Genomic DNA, 22,859 nt, shown 5'->3' on the forward strand with positions numbered 1-22,859 from the left:
GCGATGATCCCTGCGCTCCCTCTCCCGCTTGCGGGAGTGCTCGCGCTACGATCCCTTCGGCGCCCAGATCTTGACGTCGGTGGTATCGACCTTCTTCGGGATCAATCCCTCCGCGACGAAGGCATCAGCGATGCGCTGCTGCTCCGACAGGCCGGTGACGGTGACCGCGCCGACCTTGTAGGAACGATGGCTGTTGGCCTCTTCGACCGCCGCGGCATCGATGCCCCAGAGGCCGGCGAGAATCGTCGCAGCGTCCTTCGGATTGGCTTTGACCCACTTGCCGGTCTCGGCGAGCTTGTTGAAGATCACGTTCAGCGCATCGCTGCGGCGATCGGCGAACGCGGCCGAGGCAACGTAATAGCGCTTGTAGCTGGCGAGGCCGTTGCTGCCGTCGGACAGCACGCGCGCGCCGGACTGGCGGCTTGCGCTGGTGAGGAAAGGATCCCAGGCCACCCAGGCGTCGACATTGTTGCTGACGAAGGCGGCGCGGCCATCGGCGGGCGTCAGGTAGGCGGGCGAGATGTCCTTGAAGGTGAGACCGGATTTGGCGAGCGCGGCGAGCAGCAGGAAATGGCTGCCGGCGCCCTTTGTCACCGCAACCTTCTTGCCCTTGAGATCGGCCACGGTTTTGACCGGCGAGTCCTTCGGAACCAGGATCGCCTGTGCCGATGGCGAAGCGGCTTCTTCGGCGACGTAGGCAAGCTTGGCGCCCGCGGCCTGCGCAAAGATCGGCACGGTGTCGGCGACGTCAGCGCCGAAATCGACGCTGCCGACATTGATGGCCTCGAGCAGCGGCAATCCGCTGGTGAACTCATGCCAGGATACGTTGATGCCGAGCGGCGCGAGCGCCCTCTCCAATTCACCATTGGTCTTGAGGATCGCAGTGAGCGTCGATGACTTCTGATATCCGATCCGGATTTCCTCCGAGGCCGCAGGCTGCGCCAGTGACACCATTGCCAAGAGGCCGAGTGCGCTCATTGCGAGCCGGCGCGTGATGGGTTTGATCCGGGAGGCGGCTGGAACTTGCGGGGCCGAGCGGGGCGAGAACAGCATGGCTATGGCTTCCAAAATAATACGGCAATCGATGGCGGATGATCCGGAACGTCATTTGCGGTCAATCGCGCCCCGGTGGCAATTGCGGAGAAATCGTCGGATGTGGTGCAAAATTCTCCGCCGGCGACAGTTATGAGAATTGCATTTCACGCGGCGTCCTCTCCCCGCGCAGCGTCATTCGCAGCTACGAGAGATCGATCCCTTGCGGAGAACAGAAGCATCGCGCTGCAGCATGTAGAGCGAATGTTTTGTTCCCGGCATTGAATGATCGCAACCGTTTCGTCGTTTTGTCGCGCAGGCGGTTGAAGGGGTGAACGATCGGCGCTAGTGGCAGCCGAGTACGTTTGTCTGATCTTTGGAGAGCTTTATGCGTATCTTTACCGCGATCGTTGCGGCAGCCGCCTTGTTTGCCGGCGCCGCAAGGGCCGAAACCATCCGGGTTGGCGTCACCGCCGGGCCGCACGCCGAAATCCTCGAGGTGGTGAAGAAAGTGGCTGCCGAGCGCGGCCTCGACATCAAGGTCGTCGAATTCACCGACTATGTCATTCCCAACCAGGCGCTGGCGCTGAAGGATCTGGAACTGAATTCGTTCCAGCATGAGCCCTATCTGAAGAACCAGATCTCCAAGACCGGCTGGAAGATCGTGAAGGTCGCCAATACCATCGCGTCGCCGCAGGGCGTCTACTCGCTGAAATACAAGAAGCTGTCGGATCTGCCGGAGGGCGCGCGGGTGGCGATCGCCAACGATCCCTCGAACGGCGCCCGCGGACTGATGATCCTCGCCCTTCACGGCGTGATCAAGCTGAAGGATCCGAACAACGTCGCCTCGACGATTGCCGACATCACCGACAATCCGAAGAAATTGCGCTTCGTCGAGCTCGACGCCGCACAGCTCCCTCGCTCGCTGCAGGACGTCGATCTCGTCTCGATCAACAACAATTACGCGGTGCAGGCCGGCCTCAATCCCGCGACCGACGCGATCGCGCACGAGTCGAAAGACGGTCCGTGGGTCAACATCATCGCGGTGCGCGAGGAGGACAAGGAGAAGCCCTGGGTCAAGCAGTTCGTCGACGCCTATCACTCGGACCCCGTGAAGGCCTTCCTCGACAAGCGCTTCAAGGGCACCTACATCGCGACCTGGTAATAGACCTGACGTAGGGTGGCAAAGCGAAGCGTGTCTACCCTACGCAGGGTTTGTTTGCTTCGCGCTGCCGAACAGTCAACGCACTATTCGGCGGCGTCGGATCGAACGGCGTCGCTAGACGAGCGGCGAAAGCCTGCGCCCGGATGCGTCGCGTGCAGGCGCGGTCCCCGTCCTGGAAACAGCTTCTCGCGCAAGGTGCCGTCGCGATAGGCGGTCTTGTAGACGCCGCGGGATTGCAGTTCGGGTACCACCAGGTCGACGAACGCGTTCAGCGATTCCGGCACGACCAGACGGAATAAATTGAATCCGTCAACGTCGGTCTCCTCGGCCCAGGCGATCAGCTCGTCGGCAACGTCCTGCGGCGAGCCCACCACGAAGGGCGAGCGGGCGCCGACGTGGCTCAAGCTGGCGAGATCTCCGATCCTGACCGGCCGCTCGCTTCGCAGCGTGAAATTCTCGACCATCGACTGGATGGCGTTGCTCTCGACATATTGCACGGCCTGGTCGGGACGGTGGGTGGAGAAGTCGATACCGGTCCAGCCCGAGAGCAGCGCGAGTTGCCCGGCTTGATCGACATGGCGGGCGTAGTCCTCGAGCAGGTCGTTTGCCTCGGCGCGCGTCGGTGCAACGATCACGGTCGCGCCGGCGAACAGCCTGATGTCATAGGGATCGCGCCCGAACTCCCTGGCGGCGTCCCTGATCTCGCGCACGGCGCGCTTAAGGATCGGTCTGGTCTGGCCGTTGAGGAAGATCGCTTCCGCATGCCGCGCGGCGAAGGCGCGGCCGCGCCGTGATGTTCCCGCCTGATACAACAGCGGCGTGCGCTGCGGCGACGGCTCGGCGAGATGGATGCCGTCGACACGATAGTGCGAGCCTTCATGCCTGATGCGATGGACCTTCGCCGGATCGGTGAACAGGCGCGTTGCGCGATCGCGGCTGACGGCGCCGTCTTCCCAACTGCCTTCCCAGAGCTTGTAGACGGCGGCAAGAAAATCCTCGGCCGCATCGTAGCGCTCGTCATGGATGCGGGAGGTGGCGTGTCCCATCCCGCGCGCGCCACTGTCGAGATAGCCGGTGACGATGTTCCAGCCGATCCGCCCGTTGGTGAGGTGATCCAGCGTCGAGAAGCGGCGGGCGAATTGATAGGGATGCTCGAACGTCAGGTTCGACGTCACGCCGAAGCCGAGATGCCTGGTAACGAGCGCCATTGCTGAGACGAGCAGCGTCGGCTCGGCGTTCGGCAGTTGCACGGCATGGCTGATCGCCGTGTCCGGATTGCCGCCATAGACGTCGTAGACGCCGAAGACGTCGGCGAGGAAGATGCCGTCGAGCAGGCCGCGCTCCGCGGTCCTGGCATAATCGACCCAATAGTCGAGCGTGTTGTAGTTGATCGACGCATCGCGCGGATGTGACCACAGGCCGACCCAGTTGTGGCTTGGCGCGGTCATGTTGAACGCGTTGAAGCGGAGTTCTCGCGGTCTCGTCATCAGCGGTTCTCTGGCAAAGGGTTCGTGTCGCGCGGAAACTATCATGCGAGCCGGACGACTTTGTTTTCAATTTGCCGCACCGGACGAAAGATTACCGCCGCGCCAGGGCAAAGCGGCAGCACGCGCATCGCTATTTTCTCCGGTGGCTCGACAGCATGGGCGTCGGCAAGCATCATTTCCTCGCTGATGACGTAGAGGTCAGGGATTCAAGGGAGAGTTCGAAATGCCGATCGAAACGAAGAACGTCGAGACGCTCGCTTTGCACGGCGGTTCCTATCGTTCAGACCCTGCGACCGGCGCGGTGGCCGTACCGATCTATCAAACCACGTCCTATCAGTTCGAGAATACCGATCACGCATCGCGGCTGTTTGCACTCGAGGCGATCGGTCAGATTTATACGCGGATCAAGAACCCGACCCAGGATGCTTTCGAGGAGCGGCTTGCGGCGATCGAAGGCGGCGTCGGCGCGCTTGCCGTGGCCTCCGGCCAGACAGCTTCGGCGTTCGCCATCTTCAACATTGCGCAGGCTGGCGACAATGTCGTGTCGTCCACGGATCTCTATGGCGGCACCTGGACGCTGTTCTCGCAGACGCTGAAGCAGTTCGGCGTCGAAGTCCGCTTTGTCGATCCCGCCGACCCCGAGAATTTCCGTCGCGCCACTGACGCGAAGACGCGGGCGTACTATGCCGAGACGCTGCCGAACCCGAAGCTCAACGTGTTTCCGATCAGGGAAGTTGCCGATATCGGTCGCTCGCTCGGCGTGCCGCTGATCCTCGACAACACGGCGGCGCCGGTCATCGCGCGGCCGTTTGAGCATGGCGCTGCGATCGTGGTCTATTCGACCACCAAATATATCGGCGGACACGGCACCTCGATCGGCGGCGCGATCATCGATGGCGGCAATTTCGACTGGGAGGCGCACGCGTCGCGTTTCCCGCTATTGACGCAGCCGGATGAGGCCTATCACGGCGCGGTCTGGACCGAGGCGGCCAAGCCGCTCGGCCCGATCGCCTATATCCTGCGGGCGCGGGTGAAGCTGCTGCGCGACCTTGGTGCCGCGATCGCGCCGCAGAACGCGTTCCAGTTCATTCAGGGGCTCGAGACGCTGCCGCTGCGCTTGCGCCAGCACAATGAGAACGCGATCAAGGTCGCGAACTTCCTTGTCAAGCATCCGGCGATCTCGCATGTGATCTTCCCGGGCCTGCAGAGCGGCGCGAACCGGCGCCGGGCCGATATTTATCTGAAAGGCGGTTACGGCGCGCTGGTCGGCTTCGAGTTGAAGGGCGGTGTCGACGCCGGGCGCCGGTTCATCGATGCGCTGAGACTCTTCTATCACGTCGCCAATATCGGCGACGCGCGCTCGCTCGCCATCCACCCGGCATCGACCACGCATCAGCAGCTCAGCGCGGAGGAGCAGCTCGCGGCCGGGGTGACACCCGGCTACGTGCGCCTGTCCGTCGGCATCGAACATCCCGACGACATCCTCGCCGATCTCAACCAGGCCCTCGCCCATGCCGATGCCGGCGCGCGCAAGGCGGCCTGACCAATACGATCCTTCGAGAAGAAATGGACCCGACACGATGAAGACGTTCGTGCGTATGGCGCAGGCTGCCGGCCTGTTCCTTGCCCTGACCACCGCTGCGGTTGCCGACGAGCCGCTGAAGATCGCGACCAGCGCCGGCCCGGTCGGGCAGTTGGCGCAATATGCCGCCAAACTCGCCAAGGAAAAGGGGCGGGACGTCACGATCGTTGAACTCGCCGACTGGGTCGCGCTCAATGAGGTGGTCCACAGCGGCGACGTCGACGCGAATCTGTTCCAGCACGCGACCTATCTTGCCCTTCAGAACAAGCAGCGCGGCTTCAATCTCGTTCAGGTCGACAAGGTCGGCGTGATCGCGCCGGTCGGACTGTTTTCGAAGAAGATCAAGAGCCTCGAGGAGATCAAGTCCGGCGACAGCGTTGCGATTCCGAACGAGCCGCTCAACGGCGCGCGCGGATTGATCCTGCTCGAGCGTGCCGGCCTGATCAAGCTGACGCCGGGCAAGGGCTTCTCGGTGAGCAAGTTCGACATCATCGAAAATCCCAGGAACCTGAAGATCGTCGAGCTCGATCCCGCGCAGACTTACCGTTCGCTTGACGACGTCACGCTGGCGCTCGTCAACATCACCTATCTGATCCCGGCCGGCGGCGATCCGAAATCGGCGCTGATCATTGACCGCACCATCGATGACGGCCTGGTGCTGCGGTTCACCGCGCGCGCCGACAAGAAGGACGACCCGCGCCTGAAGGCGTTCATCCAGGTCTTCAACTCGCCGCAGGTGAAGCAGTTCATCGAGGAGAAGCTGCCGGCCTTCATTCCTGCCGGGTTCGGTAGCTAGGCCCGGTTCAAGACGAGCTGCGCACGATCGGCGTGGCGTCGCGATCGCTCGGCGCCACCGTGTGCAGGATGCTGGTCCGATTGCGTCCCGCCTTCTTCGCTGCGTACAGGGCGGAATCGGCCGCCGATATGAGCCGATCCAGGACGATCCCTTGAGCGTGGGCGATCGATATTCCCGCGCTCGCGGTGGCCATAATTTCAATGTCGCCGTGAACGACCGGCGCACCGCCGAATGCGGCCCGCACCCGATCGACGACCAGTCGTGCATCGTTGATCGTGGTGTCCGGCAGCAGTAGCGCGAATTCCTCCCCGCCGATCCTGCCAAGGATATCGCCCTGGCGAATCGCATGCGCGGCGCGCCTTGCAAACTCGGCGATGACGCTGTCTCCGGCCGGATGGCCATGTTTGTCGTTGATGGCCTTGAAGAAGTCGATGTCGAAGAGCGCAATCGCGATCTCGCACGATCTTCCGGAGAGTTTGGCAAGGCGCGCAGCGCTGGCCTCAAAGAAGCCGCGCCGATTGAGGACGCCGGTGAGCTGATCGGTCATCGCGAGATCGCGAAGCCGGCGCTCGGAACGCTCGCCGATCATCAGAATGCCGAGAACGACGATCGCCACCATCGCGACCGCGGATTGGAAGGGCGCAAATGTGAGCCATCCCCGGAGCGGGCCCTGGCCGATCTCCTCGCGCATGGCAAAGATGGCGATCGCCTGGCTGTAGCTGACCACCGTCTCGAACAGGCAGATCACCGCGATGCAAAGGCGCGGCGAAAGTTCCCTGGAAGACGAGCGCCAGAGATCGAGGCCGATCAGGAGCGTCATCGTGCCGATCGCAAGATTGTAGTCGATCTGGCGAAGCGCATAGCTCGGATACGCGATCGGCAGGCCCACTGCCCAGATCAGCGGCGGCAGCAGGGCCGATGCGGGCAGCGGCCGTTGGTCGAAAACACGCAGGCCGCACCAGAGCGCGCCGGTGCCAAACAGGGCGAAAAAGCCAGGAATGCCCACGGCCGAGATCAGGGGCAGCGTCTGGCGCTGTGCCGCCAGGATGACGCCAAGGCCGGACAGCAGGAATCCGAGCATCCACCAGGAATACGATTTAGTGGAGCGGTCGCGCACCCATGTGATCACGATGATCAAGCAACCGATCGCGCATGCGGCCTCGGCCAACAGCCCGACGGTGAACATATCGAACAAGGACCACAACTCCGGACCTTTCCCCGGCACGACCAGCTATCCGCCCGACCTTAATGGAACGGGAGCGAATTCACTACAATTCGATCGACTGTGGTCACGGAAGATAGCGCGGAGGCCGCGACGATGCGCGGCCTCCGGAGCGATCCGGATCTTCTGATTCGTTCAGAATCTATAGTTGACGCCGGCCTTGACCGTATGAAGCTTGGTGCTGACGTCCATGCTGGCGCTCGAGAAGAAGCCATTCGCGACGTCGTTGACGGCGTTGCTGAACAAAGCATGGCTGCCAAAGTCCAAATAGAGATATTCGGTCTTGAAGGACCAGTTCGGCGTGATGGCGTATTCGAGGCCGGCGCCGGCGGTCCAGCCCCATTGCGTGTCGCTCGCCGAGATCACAGCCGGCAGCGGACCAACGAGTCCGTTGGCGTTGAAGCTGGCGTGGGACTTGACCTTGCCGTAAGCCGCGCCGCCGGTCGCATAGAGGAGGACCCTGTCCCAGGTGTAGCCGAGGCGGCCGCGAATGGTCCCGAACCATTCGATCTCGGAGCCGATGTCGAAGCTCGCGTTGCTGATCACGCCGGGAGCGGTGAAAAGCGCGGCGCCCGCGAGCTTGCCCTCGATGCCCGACCATTGGAAGTCGGCTTCGATGCCGGCGACCACATTGTTGTTGAACTGATGATTGTAGCCGATCTGGCCGCCGCCGAAAAATCCGATCGAGTTGAGGCTGAAATTGCCGGCGGCGCTTGATTCGAGCGCGGGCGCTTCCGCCTGAAGCTGCCGCTGGAATGCGTTGAACGGATAGTCAAACTTGTCGCCGCCAAAGCCCACATTGGCGCCGATGTAGAAGCCGGTCCAGGAGAACACCGGGACGGCCGCAACCGGCGCCTTGACCGGATAGGACAAATCGGCGGCAAGGGTCGGGCCCGCCGCCAAGCCAAGACCACAGACAGTACCGAGTAGAAACGTCTTCATTACCACGCCCCTAAATTTCCCTGGAGAAAGGGTTTTCCAGTGCATCGCCGTCGTGGACGGCGACATGTGAAGGCCGGGCGATCGCGTCGGGTGATGCAGTGGTTGCATTCGACGCAGTCTCTCGCGGCAGCCGTGTCGCAACATGGCAGTGGTCGCGGCGGCGGTCTTGTTCTCGCCCGCACTGGATTTGAGCCCGAGCGCGCTCCCGCTAAACCGTTGGTCGCTGTGGCTGTCGCGCAACAATCCGACGCGGCGTGGCAGCGATTCATGGCGCGCTGCGGCAGAGTTACTCATGGCTCGCGTGGAGGAGTGCCGGTAGTATGAATGTGTAAATGCAATTACAAGAACAATGCATCAAGCAAGCTTCCACTCCGACAATCTCGATCCAGCGCTCGAAGACGATCGAAGGTTTTCCCTCTGGTATGAGACGGTGGAGGCGCTCACCTGCTGCGTCGACATCACGCGATTCGACGATCGGCCATTCCAGGGATTTCTGCGCTGGTCCGACTTTCAGGACGTTCACGTCACGCGATTCGGCGGCACTTTCGGCAGGATCAGGCGATCGAGAAGCGCGATTTCCCGCGGTCCCGACGATGATTTCTGCCTCGTCTTCCACCGCGGTTCGGGCACGCTGCGGGTGGATCAGTCGAACCGCGAGGCGAATCTGGCTGCCGGCGGCGCATTTCTCGGCACAAACGGCATGCCGGCCGACATGAGCTCCGATGCGCCCTTCGCCTGGACGACGTTGACGGTCGGCAGGGAAAGGCTAAGAGCGCTTGTCGGGCACGCGGATGACCTGCTGGCAAGGCCGCTCGATCCGCAGCGCCCGGCCGTGACGCACCTGCGGCGCTATATCGAAAGCGTCGTGAAGCTGTCGCGAGCGCCCCACGATCCGCAGCTCGACGCGCACATCCGTACGACCCTCCTCGATCTGACCGCGCTGGTGCTCGGCGCACGCGGTGACGCCGCACAGATCGCCACGACGCGCGGCCTGCGGGCGTCGCGCATTCACGACATCATCGCCGAGATCGAGCGAGGCTTCATGAATGCCGGCTTCTCGGCGGCGCACGTTGCCCGGCATCTCGGTCTCTCGACCAGATATGTCCAGGACCTCCTGCACGAGACCGGCCAGAGCTTCACCGAGCGCCTATTGGAGCGGCGGCTGCAGCAGGCGCGGCATATGCTTGCGAGCGAGCGCGGGGATCGTCTCAAGATCAGCGAGATTGCGCTCGCATGCGGCTTCGGCGAGGTCTCCTACTTCAACCAGCGGTTCCGCCGGCGTTTCGGCGTCACGCCGACAGAGTGCCGCCGCGATTCGCCCCGCTGAAGCTCGCACGCGAGTCGTCCAGGCCTGCAATGGTGATGCTGTGGCTTCAATGCAGGCCGCTGCATCATGCGCGTTCAACGGCGCGCATGATGCTCGCCCTTGATCATCAGCGATCGTGGCCGTCGCGCGCTATCAAGCCAAGCAGGTTTCGCGCCTGCGGATGGAGCCGATATCGTAACGTGACAGTCCGATGTCGCGCAGCATCCGGTCGTCAAGATCCCGAAGCTCCGATATCGCCCGGCGTATCGCCAGTTCTTCGCGCATTTTTGACAGCAGGAACATCACCATCGCGCTGATCGAGACGTACCATCGCGGGCCGTTCGGTGCCTGTCGCCTGTCTATCAGGTACGGTCGGCTGTAAAACAGTTGCTCTACGTGTGACATTGATATCTCCCGGCAAAATATCAGTCGGGAGATTCTCGTGCTGCCATATTTCCGGAGCATTCCGGCGCTGGAAAATACGGCTACAGCCGTAACACGGGAACGCGGCGACGCCTCCAATATGCCAAAACGTGCGTCGTCAAAAAAATACGGTGACATCGCGTCGATGTCAGACGACAATGATATACCCTCAAGAATTCGCGCTTTCGCGGTCTCTCCAAGACAACCACGGTCTCCAAAACAACCCCAAGGACTTTCGTATGAAAGTGGTCAAGCTCTTCGGTTTAACACTAGGTATGTCACTTGTGCTGTCGTCGGCAGCGCTGGCCCAGGACATCAGGGTGGCGGTTGCCTCATCGATGACGGGCGGCGAAGCCGCGTTCGGTCGCCAGTTCCGGAACGGCGCCGAGCAGGCGGTGGCCGATATCAACGCCGCTGGCGGTCTCCTTAACAAGAAGCTCGTGCTTGATGTCAACGACGATGCCTGCGATCCCAAGCAGGCGCGCTCGGTGGCCGAGAAGATCGCCAGCGCGGGAATTCCGTTCGTCGCCGGCCACTATTGTTCGTCCTCCTCGATCCCGGCGTCGGAAGCCTATGCGGACGGCAACGTATTGCAGATTTCGCCGGGCTCGACCAATCCGCTGCTCACCGAGCGCAAGCTGTGGAACGTGCTGAGGGTGTGCGGCCGCGACGACCAGCAGGGCCTGGTCGCCGCCGCCTATATCGCCAGGAATTTCGCCGGCAAGAACATCGCGATTCTCAACGACAAGACCACTTACGGCAAGGGACTTGCCGACGAGACCAAGAAGGCGCTCAACAAGGCCGGCGTCACCGAGAAGATGTTCGAATCCTTCAACAAGGGCGACAAGGATTTCAATTCCATCGTGTCGCGGCTGAAGCGCGAGAACATCGACCTGGTCTATGTCGGCGGCTATCATCAGGAAGCCGGCCTGATCGTGCGCCAGATGCGTGATCAAGGGCTCAAGACGGTGCTGATGGCGGGCGATGCGATCAATGACAAGGAGTTCGCCTCGATCACCGGTCCGATTGCGGAAGGCACGCTGTTCACCTTCGGCCCCGATCCGCGCGAAAAGCCGACCGCAAAAGCGATCGTCGACAAGTTCAAGGCCAAGAACATCGATCCCGAAGGCTACACGCTCTACACCTACGCTGCGTTCCAGGTGTGGTCGCAGGCGGTGGCGAAGGCCGGCTCGACCGATCCGAAGAAGGTGATCGATACCATCAAGGCCGGCGAGTGGGACACCGTGCTCGGCAAGATGGCCTTCGATTCAAAGGGTGACATCAAGGCAATCGATTATGTCGTCTATAAGTGGGACGGCAAAGGAGGCTACGCACAGGTCGACAAGGGGCTGTGAGGTCGCGACTGCCGCAGCCCTCGGCGCCGGGCGAGCTCTGCTGAATCGTATGATGTCGAAGGCCAACGGGCGGGTTTCCGCCCGTTGGTGCGGACGGTGCAGATTGACGCCGGCTAGAGCTTGACCACGGCCAAGACGACCACCGCGAGCAGGGAGACGAGGATCAAGGGCAGCGTTGGCAAGGGTTTTAGCGCCTTCTTCCTGACAAGGCGCCGGAGTTGTCCTGACTGGAGTCCATGTACGGCGGAGAGCAGGACAACAAAGGCCAGCTTGACTTGCAGCCACGTGCTGGAAAACCACCCGGCTGTGACCGCCAACGTCAAGCCGAAAGCCCAGACCAGCAGCATGGCCGGTGTGGTCAGCCAGCGTTCCGATTTCGCCAGAAGACCTGCGACAGGCGCAGCCGATCCCGGATTTGCGCGCTCCGCTGCCAGCACCATCGACGTGGTGAGGATGCCGGCTACGAAAAGGAAGGCGCTGACGACATGCAGCGCCTTCAGCCATGGATAGAGCGTAGCAAGGCTCACTGGACCACACCGGTGCGCAACGCCGCGGACTTTCGTGCGATGAGCCGCACGTTGGCAAAGCCAGCGAACGGGATGAATGCCGTCGCAAGCAGCCGCGCCGCCTCCAGTCGGCTCCAGCCGCCTTCCGCGATCGATTGGATCGCAGCCCAGCAATAAGCGAGAAACGCAAGGCCGTGGACCGGCCCCATGACATGGACGGCGATGGTCCAGCCGGCGATATGCTTCAGTGGTACGGCTACTGCGACAAGCAGGACCAGCGTTGTGGCTTCGAGGACCGACAGGATTCCCAGCCATCGCAATTGCGTCGAATCATCATGGCTGGACATGCGTACCTTCCCGCTTCCGAGACAGGCGGCACGCATAGACAAAGCCCCGCGCATTCGGTGAGCGGCTGAAATGACAATCTGCGATCATTTCCTGCCAAACCGCGCTTCGGCTATGCTCGCCGTGGAAGATGCTCGCTGTGAGGTGTCCATGCATAAGGTTTCGGTTCTCGCGATGGACGGCTTCGTGCCGTTCGACCTCTCGGTCCCGTGCGAGGTGTTCGGGCGGGCGAGTGCCGCGACGGGCGTCGCCAGCTACAGTGTCCGCGTGTGCAGCGAAGCGGCCGAAGTCCGGTCGAGGAATTTCACGCTGCAGACGGATTGGGGCCTCGAGGAGCTCGCATCGGCCGATACGATCCTGGTGCCGGGAGTGGAGGATGCGACCGCTCCGATCTCCCCGGCTGTGCTCGAGGCGCTTCAGTCCGCCTGGGAGCGCGGCGCAAGATTGGCGTCGATCTGTTCGGGAGCGTTCGTGCTGGCGGCAACTGGCCTGCTGGATGGACGCCGGGCCACGACGCACTGGGTTTGCGCGGACGAGCTCGCGCGGCGGTATCCGCGCATCCAGGTCGATCCAAATGTGCTGTTTGTGGACGAGGGCCGGCTGATCACCTCTGCCGGCGCTTCGGCCGGGATGGACATGTGCCTGCACCTGGTACGCCGCGATCACGGCCAGGCCGTTGCGGCCGACGCCGCGCGTCTTGCCGTTGCACCTTTGGTCAGGGACGGCGGCCAATCCCAGTTCATCCGGCACGAACCGCCGAAGTCCGCCGCCAGTCTGGCCCCGCTGCTCGAGTGGATGAGCGCCAATCTTGACCGCACGCTCACGGTCCGGACGCTGGCTGCTCAGGCGCGCATGAGCGAAAGGACGCTGGCACGCCGCTTCCAGCAACAGACTGGAAGCACACCGCTGCAATGGCTGCTCAAGATGCGCATTCGTCGGGCGCAGGAGCTGCTCGAGACCAGCGAGGTGTCGATCGATCGGATTGCAAGCGCAGTTGGATTCGAATCCGCGGTCAGCTTCCGATCCCGCTTCCGGAAGGTCGCGGGCATCAGCCCAACTGCCTACCGCCATCGCTTCGGCGCCCGCCAGAGCTGACCCCATATTATTGTCGGACAGATAGGAGACCCACCCGTCGAGTCGGATCGGATCTCTCAAAGATATCAGTGTATTGCGATATCGTAGATCCCTCCACCCTCGATTTTCTATACCCATCATTGCAAATTCAGGCGCCTTGCGGCTAATTTTTGTCCGACAGTAATAACTCTCGTGCCTTGAGGCGGCGGGTTGCGAGGACCCCAACTTTGGTATTCGAAAGAGGAAGCTGAGGCGCGTGACCACTGATCCGTCGCCATCAGGACATCCGGAACTATTGTCGGCCGCGGACACCGCGCCGTCCGACTGGGAGCGCTTGGCGCGCTATCTGGAAGCGCATGGCATGAGCGTCGATCTGGCGCAGCCGATCCGGCAATTCGCCGGCGGCCTCGCCAATCGCAACTATCTCCTGATCATCAACGGCGCGCCAACCGTCTTGCGTCGGCCGCCGGATGGCGATCTGCCGCCGGGCGCTCATGACATGGCGCGCGAGCATCGCATCCTGTCGCGGCTTGCCGATGCGCTGCCGTTCATCGCGCGCGGCCTGCATTATTGCGGGGACCGCGACGTCATCGGTGTTCCCTTTCAACTGATCGAGTACCGCGCCGGCTTCGTCGTCCGCGGCGCTGATCTCTCGCCGCTGCAAGGACGCGACGATGCGCCCGGGATTCTCTCGGAGATGATGGTTGCGACGCTGGCTGCGCTGCACGGGGCCGATGCGCGCGCGGTCGGACTTGAGGATCTCGGCCGCCCCGAGGGATTCATCGCCCGCGCGATTGCCGGCTGGTCGAAACGCGGCGCGCTGGTCGCCGAGGACGGCGCGTTGCAAGGTCTGCTGCAGGACATCTCAAAGTGGCTGTCCCGGCAGACATTCCGCGAGCGGACGCCGACGCTGCTGCATTGCGATTTCAAGCTCGACAATCTGATCCTCAATCCGCAGACGCTGTCGCCGGTCGCGCTGGTCGACTGGGACATGGGAACGCGAGGCGATCCGCTGTTCGACCTGGCGACGCTGTTGAGCTATTGGGCCGAGCCGGACGATCCGCCGCCATTGCAGCGCCTGCAGCAGATGCCGACGACCCATCCCGGATTCTGGCGGCGTGCCGACGTCGCGCGGCGCTATGCTGAGCTGACCGGAATTGATATCGACGACCTGCCGGCGATGCGCGTGCTGGCGCTGTTCAAGCTCGGCATCGTGTTCCTGCAACTGCACCGGCAATGGGTCAATGGCGCGGTGAAGGACAATCGCTATGCGAACTTCGCCCGGCTTGGCGAAGATCTTCTTCTGGTCGCGCGCGATGCCGCCACCGGAACTGAGTGAGGAAGCTGACGATGCACCAACTCGACATGGACTTTTCGTTGCCGCCACGCGTGACCGAACTGGCGGATCGCGTGAAAGCCTTCGTCAAGGAGGCGGTGGTCCCGTTCGAGAAGGACAAGCGCTGGACCTCGCATGGCCCGACCGACGAGTTGCGGCGCGAACTCAACGCGCTCGCGCGCAAGGCCGGTGTTTTCGCGCCGCACGTGCCGGCGGAATATGGCGGCCAGCATCTGTCGCATATCGGCCGCGCCGCCGTGTTCACCGCCGCCGGCTATTCCATGCTCGGGCCCGTGGCGCTGCATTGCGCGGCACCCGAGGAGGGCAACATCCATCTCCTCGATGTCGTGGCGCGGCCCGATCAGCGCGAGCGCTATTTGAAACCGCTCGCAACCGGAGACGTCCGCTCCTGCTTCTGCATGACGGAGCCCGCACCGGGAGCTGGCTCCGATCCGGGCCAATTGCAGACCACGGCGCGGCGCGACGGCAATGACTGGGTCATCGACGGCGAGAAATGGCTGATCACCGGCGCCGAAGGCGCGGCGTTCGCGATCATCATGGCGAAGACGAGCGGCGCAGGCATGGACGGGGCTGCGACCATGTTGCTCGCCGACATGTCCGATCCCGCGATCACGATCGAGCGCACGCTCGACACCATCGATTCCTCCTTTGTCGGCGGGCATGCGGTGGTCCGCTTCAACGGGCTTCGCGTGCCGGCCGACGCTGTGCTCGGCGAGATCGGCCAGGGCTTTCGCCACGCCCAGGTTCGCCTCGCCCCGGCGCGTCTCACGCATTGCATGCGCTGGCTCGGCGCGGCGATCCGCGCGCAGGAGATCGCAACCGAGTTCGCGCGGCGTCGCACCGCATTCGGCAAGCCGCTCGGCGAGCACGAGGGCGTCTCCTTCATGCTGGCCGACAACGCCATGGACATCCACCAGGCGCAATTGACGATCTGGCATACGGCCTGGCTGCTCGACAAGGGCGAACGCGCCTCGACGGAGAGCTCGATGGCCAAGGTGATCTGCTCCGAAGCGATCGCGCGCGTCGCCGACCGCTCGTTGCAGATTCTCGGCGGGCTTGGCACCACGCGCGACACGGTGGTCGAGCGGTTCTATCGCGACGTCCGCGCCTTCCGCATCTATGACGGACCGTCGGAAGTGCACCGCTGGGCGATCGGACGGCGGATCGTGACCCACGGCGGGAGATAGCTCGCGGCAACAGCGGCTACAGAACAACAAGCGCAAAACGCGCGAACAGGGAGGAGATGATGCGCGATATCTGGTCGCCACCGAAGGAGTCCGCGGTCGAAGGCTATCAAGCCTTGTGCGCCAATTTCCGTTGGCAGGTGCCGGAGGCCTTCAATTTCGGCGCCGACATCATCGACCGGCGCGCCCGCGAGCAGGATGGTCCGGCGCTGATCTGGGAGAACGCCGCGGGCGAAACCCGGCGCTACAGCTATTCCGATCTGTCGCTGATGTCGAACCGGCTCGCGAATGTGCTGCGCGCGAACGGCGTGGAGAAGGGCGACCGCGTCATCATCATGCTGCCGCGGCTGCCGGAATGGTTCATCGCGCTGATTGCGGCGATGAAGATCGGCGCAGTGCCGATCCCATGCATCGAGATGCTGACGGCGCGCGACATCGAATATCGCGTCACCAATGCCGAGGCCAAGGCGGCGATCTGCCGCCCCGAACAGACCGCGAAGTTCGCTTCCGTCGAGCAGGCGATTCCGGTGCGGATCGCGCTCGGCCAGACATCCGCCTGGCTCGACTGGAACAGCGAGGTGGCGCGCGCCTCGGAGACGACCGAGCCGGCGATCGTCCGCGCCGAAGATCCCGCCATCATGTACTATACGTCAGGCTCGACCGGCCATCCGAAGGCTGTCGTCCATGCCGCGCGCGCGATCTATGCGTGGCGAGTGTCGGCGATCTACTGGCTCGATCTGCGTCCAGGCGAGGTGATCTGGTGCACGGCCGACACCGGCTGGAGCAAGGCCGGCACCAGCATCATCTTCGGGCCCCTGAGCTGCGGCGCCTGCGCGTTTTTCTTCGACGGCCCCTTTGTGCCGAAGGATCGGCTCGACCTCATACGCAAGCACCATGTCACCGTCTATTGCGCGCCCGGCACGGAGCTGTCGCGGGTCGTCGGCGAAGTCCGCGCACGCAGCGATCTCGGCCGGCTGCGCCGCGTCGTCACCGCCGGCGAGGCCATGAACCCCGTCGTCGCCGAGCGCTGGGAAGCGGCGACCGGCATCCGCATCGATGAAGCCTATGGGCAGACCGAAGCGCTGATGGTCGCGCTGAATTATCCAGGCGAACCGGTCCGCTACGGCTCGATGGGGCGTCCATCGCCGGGCTCCGACCTCGACGTGATCGATGCCAGCGGCAACCGCTTGCCGCCGGGGCAGGAGGGCGATCTCGCGCTGAAAGTGCCGAGCCCGCAATTGATGCTCTGCTACTGGAAGGATGCGGAGCGCACCGCGGCCTGCTTTGTCGACGGTCCCGACGGACGCTGGTTTCTGACCAGCGATCGCGCGGAGAAGGATGCCGACGGCTATCTCTGGTATCGCGGACGTTCGGACGATGTCATCAATTCAGCCGGATACCGCATCGGCCCGATCGAGGTCGAGAACGCGCTGGCCGAGCATCCCGCAGTGCAGACGTGCGCAGTCGTCGGCAGTCCCGATGCCGAGCGCGGCGAGATCGTGAAGGCGTTCGTCGTGCTGCGGCAAGGCCATGCGCCGTCGCCCGAGCTGACGCGCGCATTGCAGGACCACGTCAAGTCGGTCACCGCGCCTTACAAATATCCCCGCGCGATCGAGTACATCGCCGAGTTGCCGATGACGATCACCGGCAAGATCCGCCGCCGCGAGCTGCGCGACCGCGAGTTCGCACGTCGGGTTTAGATTGGAAATCAATTGATCCGAATAGGCGGCTGCGAGTCCACTCGCTCGTCAAAACGACACTTGCGGCTTCCGCGCTTGGCGGGATTTGGACGCTTGAAAATCGGGAGCTTTTCCCAGCCAACACCAGACAGAATTCCCGACGGGACGACGTCTAATTCACGCGCGGGCGGGATTGACGGCGCTGAAGTTTGCGAAGACCATCGAACAAGAACGAAGAATATCGCAAGGGATGACCTCAAGGAATCTTGGCCGATCGCAACGCGAGCGGTTTGAGGGCTTCGAACAATCCAAATTTCTGATGTCGAGAGATTGAAACGGCAGTTTCAAGGGCACTCGGCAATTGGATGAGTGCAAATGAGCGTGAAAGACTCTGACATCCGATCCTGTTGTTCTCGCAATCTCCTCATTGAACGTCGCGCTCTTCTCGCCTGCAGCCTGGCAATGACGTTACCCGGTCTCGGCATCCCGGCTGCGCGAGCGGATCCGGCCGACCCACGGGCAGCGCGTCCTCAACCGGGAGATCATCTCGTGTTCATATCGGGCGATCGACGTGAACAGATCATTGCACCTGCCGACCTGACCGTTGGAGCGTTACCAACGCTTGCATATCCGATGGATCCCGCGTCGCGGAGCATCCGGGACGGCTCGCGCGTCAACATGATCTTGCTTCTTCGCGTCAATCCAGACGAGATTGCAGAATCCGATCGCAGTCGCGCCGCTGATGGGATCGTTGCGTTCTCCGCAATCTGTACCCACTACGGCTGCCCGGTCACGGGCCTGGACCAGGCAGCGAAGAATCTCGCGTGCAAATGCCACGGCTCTATCTTCGATCCGCGAAACAATGCCGAAGTGATTGGCGGGCCTGCGCCACGCCGGCTCGCCGCACTGCCGCTCAAGCTGGAAGAGGGCGAGCTCAAGGTAGCCGGCGGATTTTCCGGCGCAGTGGGACAACAACGATAAGAGGTTTGCTGCTGACTTAATTGCAATCGCCGTGCATCAGGGAGGAAACGTCGATGAAGATGCTGTTGGCAATCGGTGCGCTCGGCTTGGCTATCGTTCCCAGTATATGCGCAGCACAAGGAGGGCCGGGCGACTACAAGCCCGTGACGCACGGGCGGCTCGTCAATCCCGAACCCGAGAACTGGCTCTTGACCAAGGGCAACTACGCCGGATGGAGTTACAGTCCTCTCAACCAGATCAATGCGAGCAACGTATCCAGGCTGAGGCCGGTCTGGTCCGCGGCAACCAATGTCGGCTCTGGCCACGAGGCGCCGGCGATCGTCAACGGACGCTACATGTTCGTGGCGACACCACACAATCAGGTGCTCGCTTTCGACTCCAAGACAGGGGAGTCGCTTTGGCGATATCGACGCGAACTGCCCGAAGGATTCGGCGCTCTTCACATGACCAATCGCGGCGTCGCGTTGTGGGGCGACAAGGTCTACATCGCCAGCGTCGACTGCATGCTGGCTGCCCTTGACGCCAAGACCGGCAAGAAGGTCTGGGAATCTCAGGTCTGCGATTGGAAGACCGGGAACGCTTACATCACCTCGGCGCCGCTGGTCGTGAACGGCAAGGTGATGGTCGGACCATCCGGCGGCGAGTTCGGCGTCCGCGGTTTCCTGAAGGCGTTCGACGCCGAGACCGGCAAGGAGCTCTGGACGCGCTACAGCGTTCCCGGGCCCGGTGAGCCGGGTTCGGAGACATGGCCGCAGGACGGGCGCTGGAAGGACTCATGGAAGAATGGCGGCGGCACCATGTGGATGCCGGGCAATTACGACGCAAGGAATGACGTGCTCTATTGGGGCGTCGGCAACGGCGCGCCATGGATTGGCGATCAGCGTCCCGGGGACAATCTGTATCTTGCCTCGGTGCTTTCGCTGAATCCCAACGACGGCGCCGTCAAGGGCCACTTCCAGTATCACTGGAACGACTCTTGGGATTGGGCCGGCATGAACGCACCGACGCTGGTCGACTTCAATCGCGACGGTCAAAAGGTGCCGGGGCTGATCTCGGCGCAGCGAAACGGCTATTTGTTCTGGCTCGATCGCGATGCCAATGGCCGCATCCAGTACAGGAAGTCGCTGCCCTATGTGAAGAACACCGTGTTCAAGAGCGTCGATCCCAAGACAGGGCGTCCGACCTACAACGAGGATGCAAAGCCCAGCACCGGCAAAAGCGCGACCTACTGCCCCAGCCTTTGGGGCGGAAAGGACTGGCCCTATGAGGCCTATAGTCCGAATACCGGCATGCTCTACGTGCCTTTCAACGACAATCACTGCATGAAGTTTACGGGCATCGTTCAGCCGGTTGCGCCGGGGCAATGGTCCGCCGGCGTGGAGACCACCGACATCAAGCTCGTTATCGAAAAAGACTTCCCCTATATCGGCGGGATTCAGGCATGGAGCGTCGACGGGGCTAAGGAGATTTGGCGCAATACCTATCCGAAGTCCTGGAATTTTGGGTCCATCCTGGCGACGGCTGGTGACATCATCTTCGCCGGCGGCACCAACGATCGTTCTTTCCGCGCTTACGATGCCAGGAGCGGCAAGTTGCTCTGGGAGTTTCCCACCCCGTCGGGAATCATCTCGCCTCCAAGCAGCTTTGCCATTGACGGCAAGCAGTACATTGCCGTGGTGGCGGGCTGGGGCGTCGATGTCGCCATCATCCAGGGCATGATGCACGATCAGTTCGGATGGGAGAAGGCGGTGCCTGAGGGCGGATCCGTTTGGGTCTTTGCTCTCGGCGACTGACGCATTCAGGCGGAGGGGTCTGTTGATCTCCCCGCCGCTTCCGCTACGATCCCGAAAACCCCGGGGTTGTCGGACCAAAATGTCGCTAGCGGACCTCAGCAATGCCGCCGCCCAGGAGCGAGCCGGCCAGGAGCGAAACGAGCCGGTCTATAGGCTGGTGGTGCGCAGCATCGAAGCCAAGATCATGTCGGGCGAGTGGGCGGTCGGCGATCGGGTGCCGGCGGAGACCGCGCTCGCTGCGGGCTTCGGCGTCCACCGCTCGACGGTCCGGGAGGCCATCAGGGTGCTGGAGCAGAACGGCCTCGTCCGCCGTCACGACGGCGGCAAGCTGCTCTACGTCACCGCACCTCGCGAGGCCGACATTTCCGAGAAGGTGACGGCGGCGATCGTGCTGCAGGAGATCAGCTTCTTCGAACTCTGGGAGAGCATGCGCTGTTTCGAGCCGGTGCTGGCGGAATGCGCGGCGATGCGGATCGACGACGACATGCTGGCCGCGCTGCGCGCCAATGTCGAGAAGACCAAGGCCGCGCTCGAGGATAAGCAGAGCCTCGTCGAACTCGACATCGAATTTCATCAGATCATCGCCCGCGCCTCGCGCAACCGCGCCCTGCAGCTCAGCCGCGAGCCGATGAGCCAGTTGTTCTATCCGGCTTTCCTCAAGGTGTTCTCGCGCCTGAACGCGGGCGAGCGCCTGGTGTTCGCCCATGAGAAGATCCTGCAGGCGCTTGCGACCCGCAATTCCGCCGAGGCGCGGTCCTGGATGGACAAGCACATCGTCGATTTCCGGCGCGGCTACGAGCTTGCCAATTTCGACATCGAGGCGCCGGTGGTCTGGTCGGGACGACCCGCATAGGGGCGCTCAAAAGCGGAAGCGCAATCCTGCCGTAGGGGCGACGTTGCTGTGCTGGAAAAAGCCGGATGCCAATCCGCCATTGACCTGCGTGAACATCACGCCGAAATAGGCATCCCATTTCGGCGCAAACCTCCAATCGACCGCGGCAGAGATTGCGTCGAACGTGCCGGCGCATTGCGCGTGTGCGCTGCTCGAGCAGAAGGCTTGGCCGCCGGCGGCGGTGCCGAAGAAGGAATTCTGGATGTAGTGATAGTAGGCGGCGATCACGTCCAGGTCGTCATGCACGGCGTATTTAATGCCGGTCCACATCACCTGGAAGGTCTTGTTGCCGAACCCGTTCATGCCGAACGCTGCATTATTGATATTCGTATTGTTGAAGGCGTCGCAGCCCTGGCAGAGGAAATTTCCCGCGATGTCGGTGAAGGCGGCCTGCGGATTGCTGGGCGGCTCGTAGCGGATGTATTCGTAGCCGGCGTAGAGTTTCAGCGACTTGGTCGTGTATCTCGCCACCAACATCGCGGCCGTGTTGTCGGAGATCGTCGCTGTCAGCGTCTGCGGCAGGAACGGCGGGATCGGTGTCCCGAACGCATTATTGGCTCCCGGCGCCAACGCGAGCGACACCGAGTCCTTTACATGGCTGTAGATCGCATCGACCGAGAGCACGTCGCTGCCGTGGATCGGAATATCGGCGCCGAGCTGGAATTGATAGGCGCCGTTGGAGGCATTGTTCTCTTCATAGCCGCCGAACTGCCACAGCGCCGCTGCCCGGAAGTGGTTCAGGAAGTTGATCCGATACTTCAGCGAGGTCGAGTGTCTGCAGTTCTCGGTATTGCCGCCGCCGCAGGTTATGCCCTGGAAGCCGATCGCGGAGAAACCGTAGGAGGCGCCGAACGGGTCGTAATCGAACACGGCATCCAGCGTCAGCGAGTTCTGCCGAAAGACAGTCAGCGTGCCGTAGGTCGGAGAGCTGACGCCGACATAACCCTGACCGTTGTACCACTGTCCCGCTCGGCTGGAGTCAGAATAGGCGGATTGCAGGTTTTGCGGAACGCCGGCATTCGCGGCGATCGATCCCGGTCCGTTCGAGAATCGCAGCGAGTAGGGATCGAAGCCGGCATCGAGGTCGAAGATGACGGAAAAGTCCCCGCCGATCGGCCTGGTTCCTTTGATGCCGATGGTCGAATTGCTCAGCGCGTTGGGCGCCAAGCTCCAGATCGCCGACCTGTTCTGCTTCTGGATCAGGTAGGAGGCTCCAACCGCGGATCGTGAGTCAAACGGCGCGCCGTGGCTTTGCCAGCCGAAGCCGGTGTCGACGATCCCGAAGACCGTGATGCCTTCCCAGGTGAGCTGGCAGTTGGTCGTGACGAAGTCCGAGGGATCGGTGCACGGACGCGGCGTCGCGGCGGAGGCGGCCGGGGTCTTGGTCGGCGCCACATCGGCTGCCCACGCCTTTGATGCGCCCGACGCGCAGACAACCGCAACGAGGAACGCCGCACAGATTCCCAGCTTTGCCATCAGAAAGCACCCAGCGGCCGCCCCCCAACGCCCGCATCACCGACCTTGGCTTGCTGGTGAGTCGCGCTGCAAGCCGGATTTGATGCTATGCACAGCGGCCAGCGGGGAAAATTTTTTCCCGTGGCGGCACGGACACACCGCCTTGTCAGCCAGCCACCACGGCCGCGTCCATTCCACTGGCCATCACATTTTGGTGCGATGCGGCGATCCGGGCCGCGGAGCGAGCATCGATCTAGTGTTGCTCTACGTTGATACCGTTGGC

21 protein-coding genes are annotated in these 22,859 nt (G+C 62.8%); 12 read left to right on the forward strand and 9 right to left on the reverse strand.

Translation table 11 applies throughout. The annotated features are described in order from the left end of the window. Window positions 1-45: 45 nt before the first annotated feature. Entirely contained in the window at window positions 46-978 is a 933-nt protein-coding gene (locus I6F35_RS14670) for an aliphatic sulfonate ABC transporter substrate-binding protein (protein WP_225118486.1), read from the reverse strand. Window positions 979-1,420: 442 nt separating this feature from the next. Here I6F35_RS14670 and I6F35_RS14675 point away from each other — a divergent pair, with 442 nt between their 5' ends. Beyond that, on the forward strand, window positions 1,421-2,197 hold the full coding sequence (locus I6F35_RS14675; protein WP_225118382.1) for a MetQ/NlpA family ABC transporter substrate-binding protein: 777 nt from the start codon (window positions 1,421-1,423) through the stop codon (window positions 2,195-2,197). A gap of 83 nt (window positions 2,198-2,280) precedes the next feature. On the opposite strand, the gene I6F35_RS14680 is transcribed toward I6F35_RS14675, so the two are convergent. After that, entirely contained in the window at window positions 2,281-3,684 is a 1,404-nt protein-coding gene (locus tag I6F35_RS14680; protein WP_225118383.1) for an LLM class flavin-dependent oxidoreductase, read from the reverse strand. Between the two features lie 41 nt (window positions 3,685-3,725). Further along, window positions 3,726-3,857, reverse strand: coding sequence for a hypothetical protein (locus tag I6F35_RS40180; RefSeq protein ID WP_275945459.1), 132 nt, complete (start codon window positions 3,855-3,857; stop codon window positions 3,726-3,728). 50 nt (window positions 3,858-3,907) lie between these two features. Here I6F35_RS40180 and I6F35_RS14685 point away from each other — a divergent pair, with 50 nt between their 5' ends. Together I6F35_RS14685 and I6F35_RS14690 are read left to right on the forward strand one after the other, a co-directional pair. Then, window positions 3,908-5,227 carry a PLP-dependent transferase gene (locus tag I6F35_RS14685; RefSeq protein WP_225118384.1) on the forward strand — a complete coding sequence of 440 codons (1,320 nt, stop codon included), beginning with the start codon at window positions 3,908-3,910 and terminating at the stop codon, window positions 5,225-5,227. A gap of 37 nt (window positions 5,228-5,264) precedes the next feature. After that, window positions 5,265-6,062, forward strand: coding sequence for a MetQ/NlpA family ABC transporter substrate-binding protein (locus tag I6F35_RS14690; protein ID WP_225118385.1), 798 nt, complete (start codon window positions 5,265-5,267; stop codon window positions 6,060-6,062). A 7-nt stretch (window positions 6,063-6,069) separates the two neighbouring features. On the opposite strand, the gene I6F35_RS14695 is transcribed toward I6F35_RS14690, so the two are convergent. Further along, complete coding sequence (locus I6F35_RS14695) at window positions 6,070-7,248, reverse strand: diguanylate cyclase (protein ID WP_225118487.1); 1,179 nt, start codon at window positions 7,246-7,248, stop codon at window positions 6,070-6,072. A 171-nt stretch (window positions 7,249-7,419) separates the two neighbouring features. Continuing rightward, window positions 7,420-8,226, reverse strand: a complete 807-nt coding sequence (locus I6F35_RS14700; RefSeq protein WP_225118386.1) for an outer membrane protein — start codon at window positions 8,224-8,226, stop codon at window positions 7,420-7,422. Between the two features lie 349 nt (window positions 8,227-8,575). Between I6F35_RS14700 and I6F35_RS14705 the strand changes: the two genes are divergently transcribed. Then, window positions 8,576-9,553 (forward strand): AraC family transcriptional regulator, encoded by a 978-nt coding sequence (locus I6F35_RS14705; RefSeq protein ID WP_225118387.1) that lies wholly within the window; start codon window positions 8,576-8,578, stop codon window positions 9,551-9,553. A gap of 132 nt (window positions 9,554-9,685) precedes the next feature. Here I6F35_RS14705 and I6F35_RS14710 read toward each other — a convergent pair whose 3' ends face one another. Further along, entirely contained in the window at window positions 9,686-10,114 is a 429-nt protein-coding gene (locus I6F35_RS14710) for a DUF1127 domain-containing protein (protein ID WP_225118388.1), read from the reverse strand. A gap of 80 nt (window positions 10,115-10,194) precedes the next feature. Here I6F35_RS14710 and I6F35_RS14715 point away from each other — a divergent pair, with 80 nt between their 5' ends. After that, window positions 10,195-11,310 (forward strand): branched-chain amino acid ABC transporter substrate-binding protein, encoded by a 1,116-nt coding sequence (locus I6F35_RS14715; protein WP_225118389.1) that lies wholly within the window; start codon window positions 10,195-10,197, stop codon window positions 11,308-11,310. Between the two features lie 113 nt (window positions 11,311-11,423). On the opposite strand, the gene I6F35_RS14720 is transcribed toward I6F35_RS14715, so the two are convergent. Together I6F35_RS14720 and I6F35_RS14725 are read right to left on the reverse strand one after the other, a co-directional pair. Then, the gene (locus I6F35_RS14720; RefSeq protein WP_225118390.1) at window positions 11,424-11,837 is read right to left on the reverse strand and encodes a CopD family protein; all 414 of its coding nucleotides are present in this window, start codon (window positions 11,835-11,837) and stop codon (window positions 11,424-11,426) included. After that, a complete protein-coding gene (locus I6F35_RS14725) occupies window positions 11,834-12,163 on the reverse strand; it encodes a DUF3817 domain-containing protein (RefSeq protein WP_225118391.1) in 330 nt (109 codons plus the stop codon). The genes I6F35_RS14720 and I6F35_RS14725 overlap by 4 nt, the downstream gene beginning before the upstream one ends. A 148-nt stretch (window positions 12,164-12,311) precedes the next feature. Here I6F35_RS14725 and I6F35_RS14730 point away from each other — a divergent pair, with 148 nt between their 5' ends. The 7 genes from I6F35_RS14730 (at window position 12,312) to I6F35_RS14760 (ending at window position 21,082) form a co-directional block, all read left to right on the forward strand. Beyond that, window positions 12,312-13,256: a helix-turn-helix domain-containing protein gene (locus I6F35_RS14730; protein ID WP_225118488.1), complete on the forward strand. Its 945-nt coding sequence runs from the start codon at window positions 12,312-12,314 to the stop codon at window positions 13,254-13,256. Window positions 13,257-13,491: 235 nt separating this feature from the next. Beyond that, entirely contained in the window at window positions 13,492-14,574 is a 1,083-nt protein-coding gene (locus tag I6F35_RS14735; protein WP_225118392.1) for a phosphotransferase family protein, read from the forward strand. Window positions 14,575-14,585: 11 nt separating this feature from the next. Beyond that, a complete protein-coding gene (locus I6F35_RS14740; protein ID WP_225118393.1) occupies window positions 14,586-15,779 on the forward strand; it encodes an acyl-CoA dehydrogenase family protein in 1,194 nt (397 codons plus the stop codon). Window positions 15,780-15,838: 59 nt separating this feature from the next. Then, window positions 15,839-17,476, forward strand: a complete 1,638-nt coding sequence (locus I6F35_RS14745) for an AMP-binding protein (protein ID WP_225118394.1) — start codon at window positions 15,839-15,841, stop codon at window positions 17,474-17,476. Between the two features lie 528 nt (window positions 17,477-18,004). After that, entirely contained in the window at window positions 18,005-18,436 is a 432-nt protein-coding gene (locus I6F35_RS14750; RefSeq protein WP_225118395.1) for a ubiquinol-cytochrome c reductase iron-sulfur subunit, read from the forward strand. Between the two features lie 53 nt (window positions 18,437-18,489). Further along, the gene (locus I6F35_RS14755) at window positions 18,490-20,229 is read left to right on the forward strand and encodes a PQQ-dependent dehydrogenase, methanol/ethanol family (protein WP_225118396.1); all 1,740 of its coding nucleotides are present in this window, start codon (window positions 18,490-18,492) and stop codon (window positions 20,227-20,229) included. A 79-nt stretch (window positions 20,230-20,308) separates the two neighbouring features. Next, window positions 20,309-21,082: an FCD domain-containing protein gene (locus I6F35_RS14760; RefSeq protein ID WP_225118397.1), complete on the forward strand. Its 774-nt coding sequence runs from the start codon at window positions 20,309-20,311 to the stop codon at window positions 21,080-21,082. Between the two features lie 6 nt (window positions 21,083-21,088). Here I6F35_RS14760 and I6F35_RS14765 read toward each other — a convergent pair whose 3' ends face one another. Continuing rightward, on the reverse strand, window positions 21,089-22,597 hold the full coding sequence (locus I6F35_RS14765) for a porin (protein WP_225118398.1): 1,509 nt from the start codon (window positions 22,595-22,597) through the stop codon (window positions 21,089-21,091). Between the last annotated feature and the right edge of the window lie 262 nt (window positions 22,598-22,859).

It is taken from the genome of Bradyrhizobium sp. BRP22 (assembly GCF_020194175.1).
GTDB lineage: Bacteria > Pseudomonadota > Alphaproteobacteria > Rhizobiales > Xanthobacteraceae > Bradyrhizobium.

What these genes read in the sequence shown, in the direction of transcription:
- I6F35_RS40180 (WP_275945459.1), bottom strand. Translation starts at nt 3,857, where the DNA reads ATGCTTGCCGACGCCCATGCTGTCGAGCCACCGGAGAAAATAGCGATG.
- I6F35_RS14745 (WP_225118394.1), top strand. Translation starts at nt 15,839, where the DNA reads ATGCGCGATATCTGGTCGCCACCGAAGGAGTCCGCGGTCGAAGGCTAT.
- I6F35_RS14765 (WP_225118398.1), bottom strand. Translation starts at nt 22,597, where the DNA reads ATGGCAAAGCTGGGAATCTGTGCGGCGTTCCTCGTTGCGGTTGTCTGC.
- I6F35_RS14705 (WP_225118387.1), top strand. Translation starts at nt 8,576, where the DNA reads ATGCATCAAGCAAGCTTCCACTCCGACAATCTCGATCCAGCGCTCGAA.
- I6F35_RS14715 (WP_225118389.1), top strand. Translation starts at nt 10,195, where the DNA reads ATGAAAGTGGTCAAGCTCTTCGGTTTAACACTAGGTATGTCACTTGTG.
- I6F35_RS14760 (WP_225118397.1), top strand. Translation starts at nt 20,309, where the DNA reads ATGTCGCTAGCGGACCTCAGCAATGCCGCCGCCCAGGAGCGAGCCGGC.
- I6F35_RS14670 (WP_225118486.1), bottom strand. Translation starts at nt 978, where the DNA reads ATGAGCGCACTCGGCCTCTTGGCAATGGTGTCACTGGCGCAGCCTGCG.
- I6F35_RS14685 (WP_225118384.1), top strand. Translation starts at nt 3,908, where the DNA reads ATGCCGATCGAAACGAAGAACGTCGAGACGCTCGCTTTGCACGGCGGT.
- I6F35_RS14700 (WP_225118386.1), bottom strand. Translation starts at nt 8,226, where the DNA reads ATGAAGACGTTTCTACTCGGTACTGTCTGTGGTCTTGGCTTGGCGGCG.
- I6F35_RS14725 (WP_225118391.1), bottom strand. Translation starts at nt 12,163, where the DNA reads ATGTCCAGCCATGATGATTCGACGCAATTGCGATGGCTGGGAATCCTG.
- I6F35_RS14675 (WP_225118382.1), top strand. Translation starts at nt 1,421, where the DNA reads ATGCGTATCTTTACCGCGATCGTTGCGGCAGCCGCCTTGTTTGCCGGC.
- I6F35_RS14730 (WP_225118488.1), top strand. Translation starts at nt 12,312, where the DNA reads ATGCATAAGGTTTCGGTTCTCGCGATGGACGGCTTCGTGCCGTTCGAC.
- I6F35_RS14740 (WP_225118393.1), top strand. Translation starts at nt 14,586, where the DNA reads ATGCACCAACTCGACATGGACTTTTCGTTGCCGCCACGCGTGACCGAA.
- I6F35_RS14755 (WP_225118396.1), top strand. Translation starts at nt 18,490, where the DNA reads ATGAAGATGCTGTTGGCAATCGGTGCGCTCGGCTTGGCTATCGTTCCC.
- I6F35_RS14690 (WP_225118385.1), top strand. Translation starts at nt 5,265, where the DNA reads ATGAAGACGTTCGTGCGTATGGCGCAGGCTGCCGGCCTGTTCCTTGCC.
- I6F35_RS14680 (WP_225118383.1), bottom strand. Translation starts at nt 3,684, where the DNA reads ATGACGAGACCGCGAGAACTCCGCTTCAACGCGTTCAACATGACCGCG.
- I6F35_RS14695 (WP_225118487.1), bottom strand. Translation starts at nt 7,248, where the DNA reads ATGTTCACCGTCGGGCTGTTGGCCGAGGCCGCATGCGCGATCGGTTGC.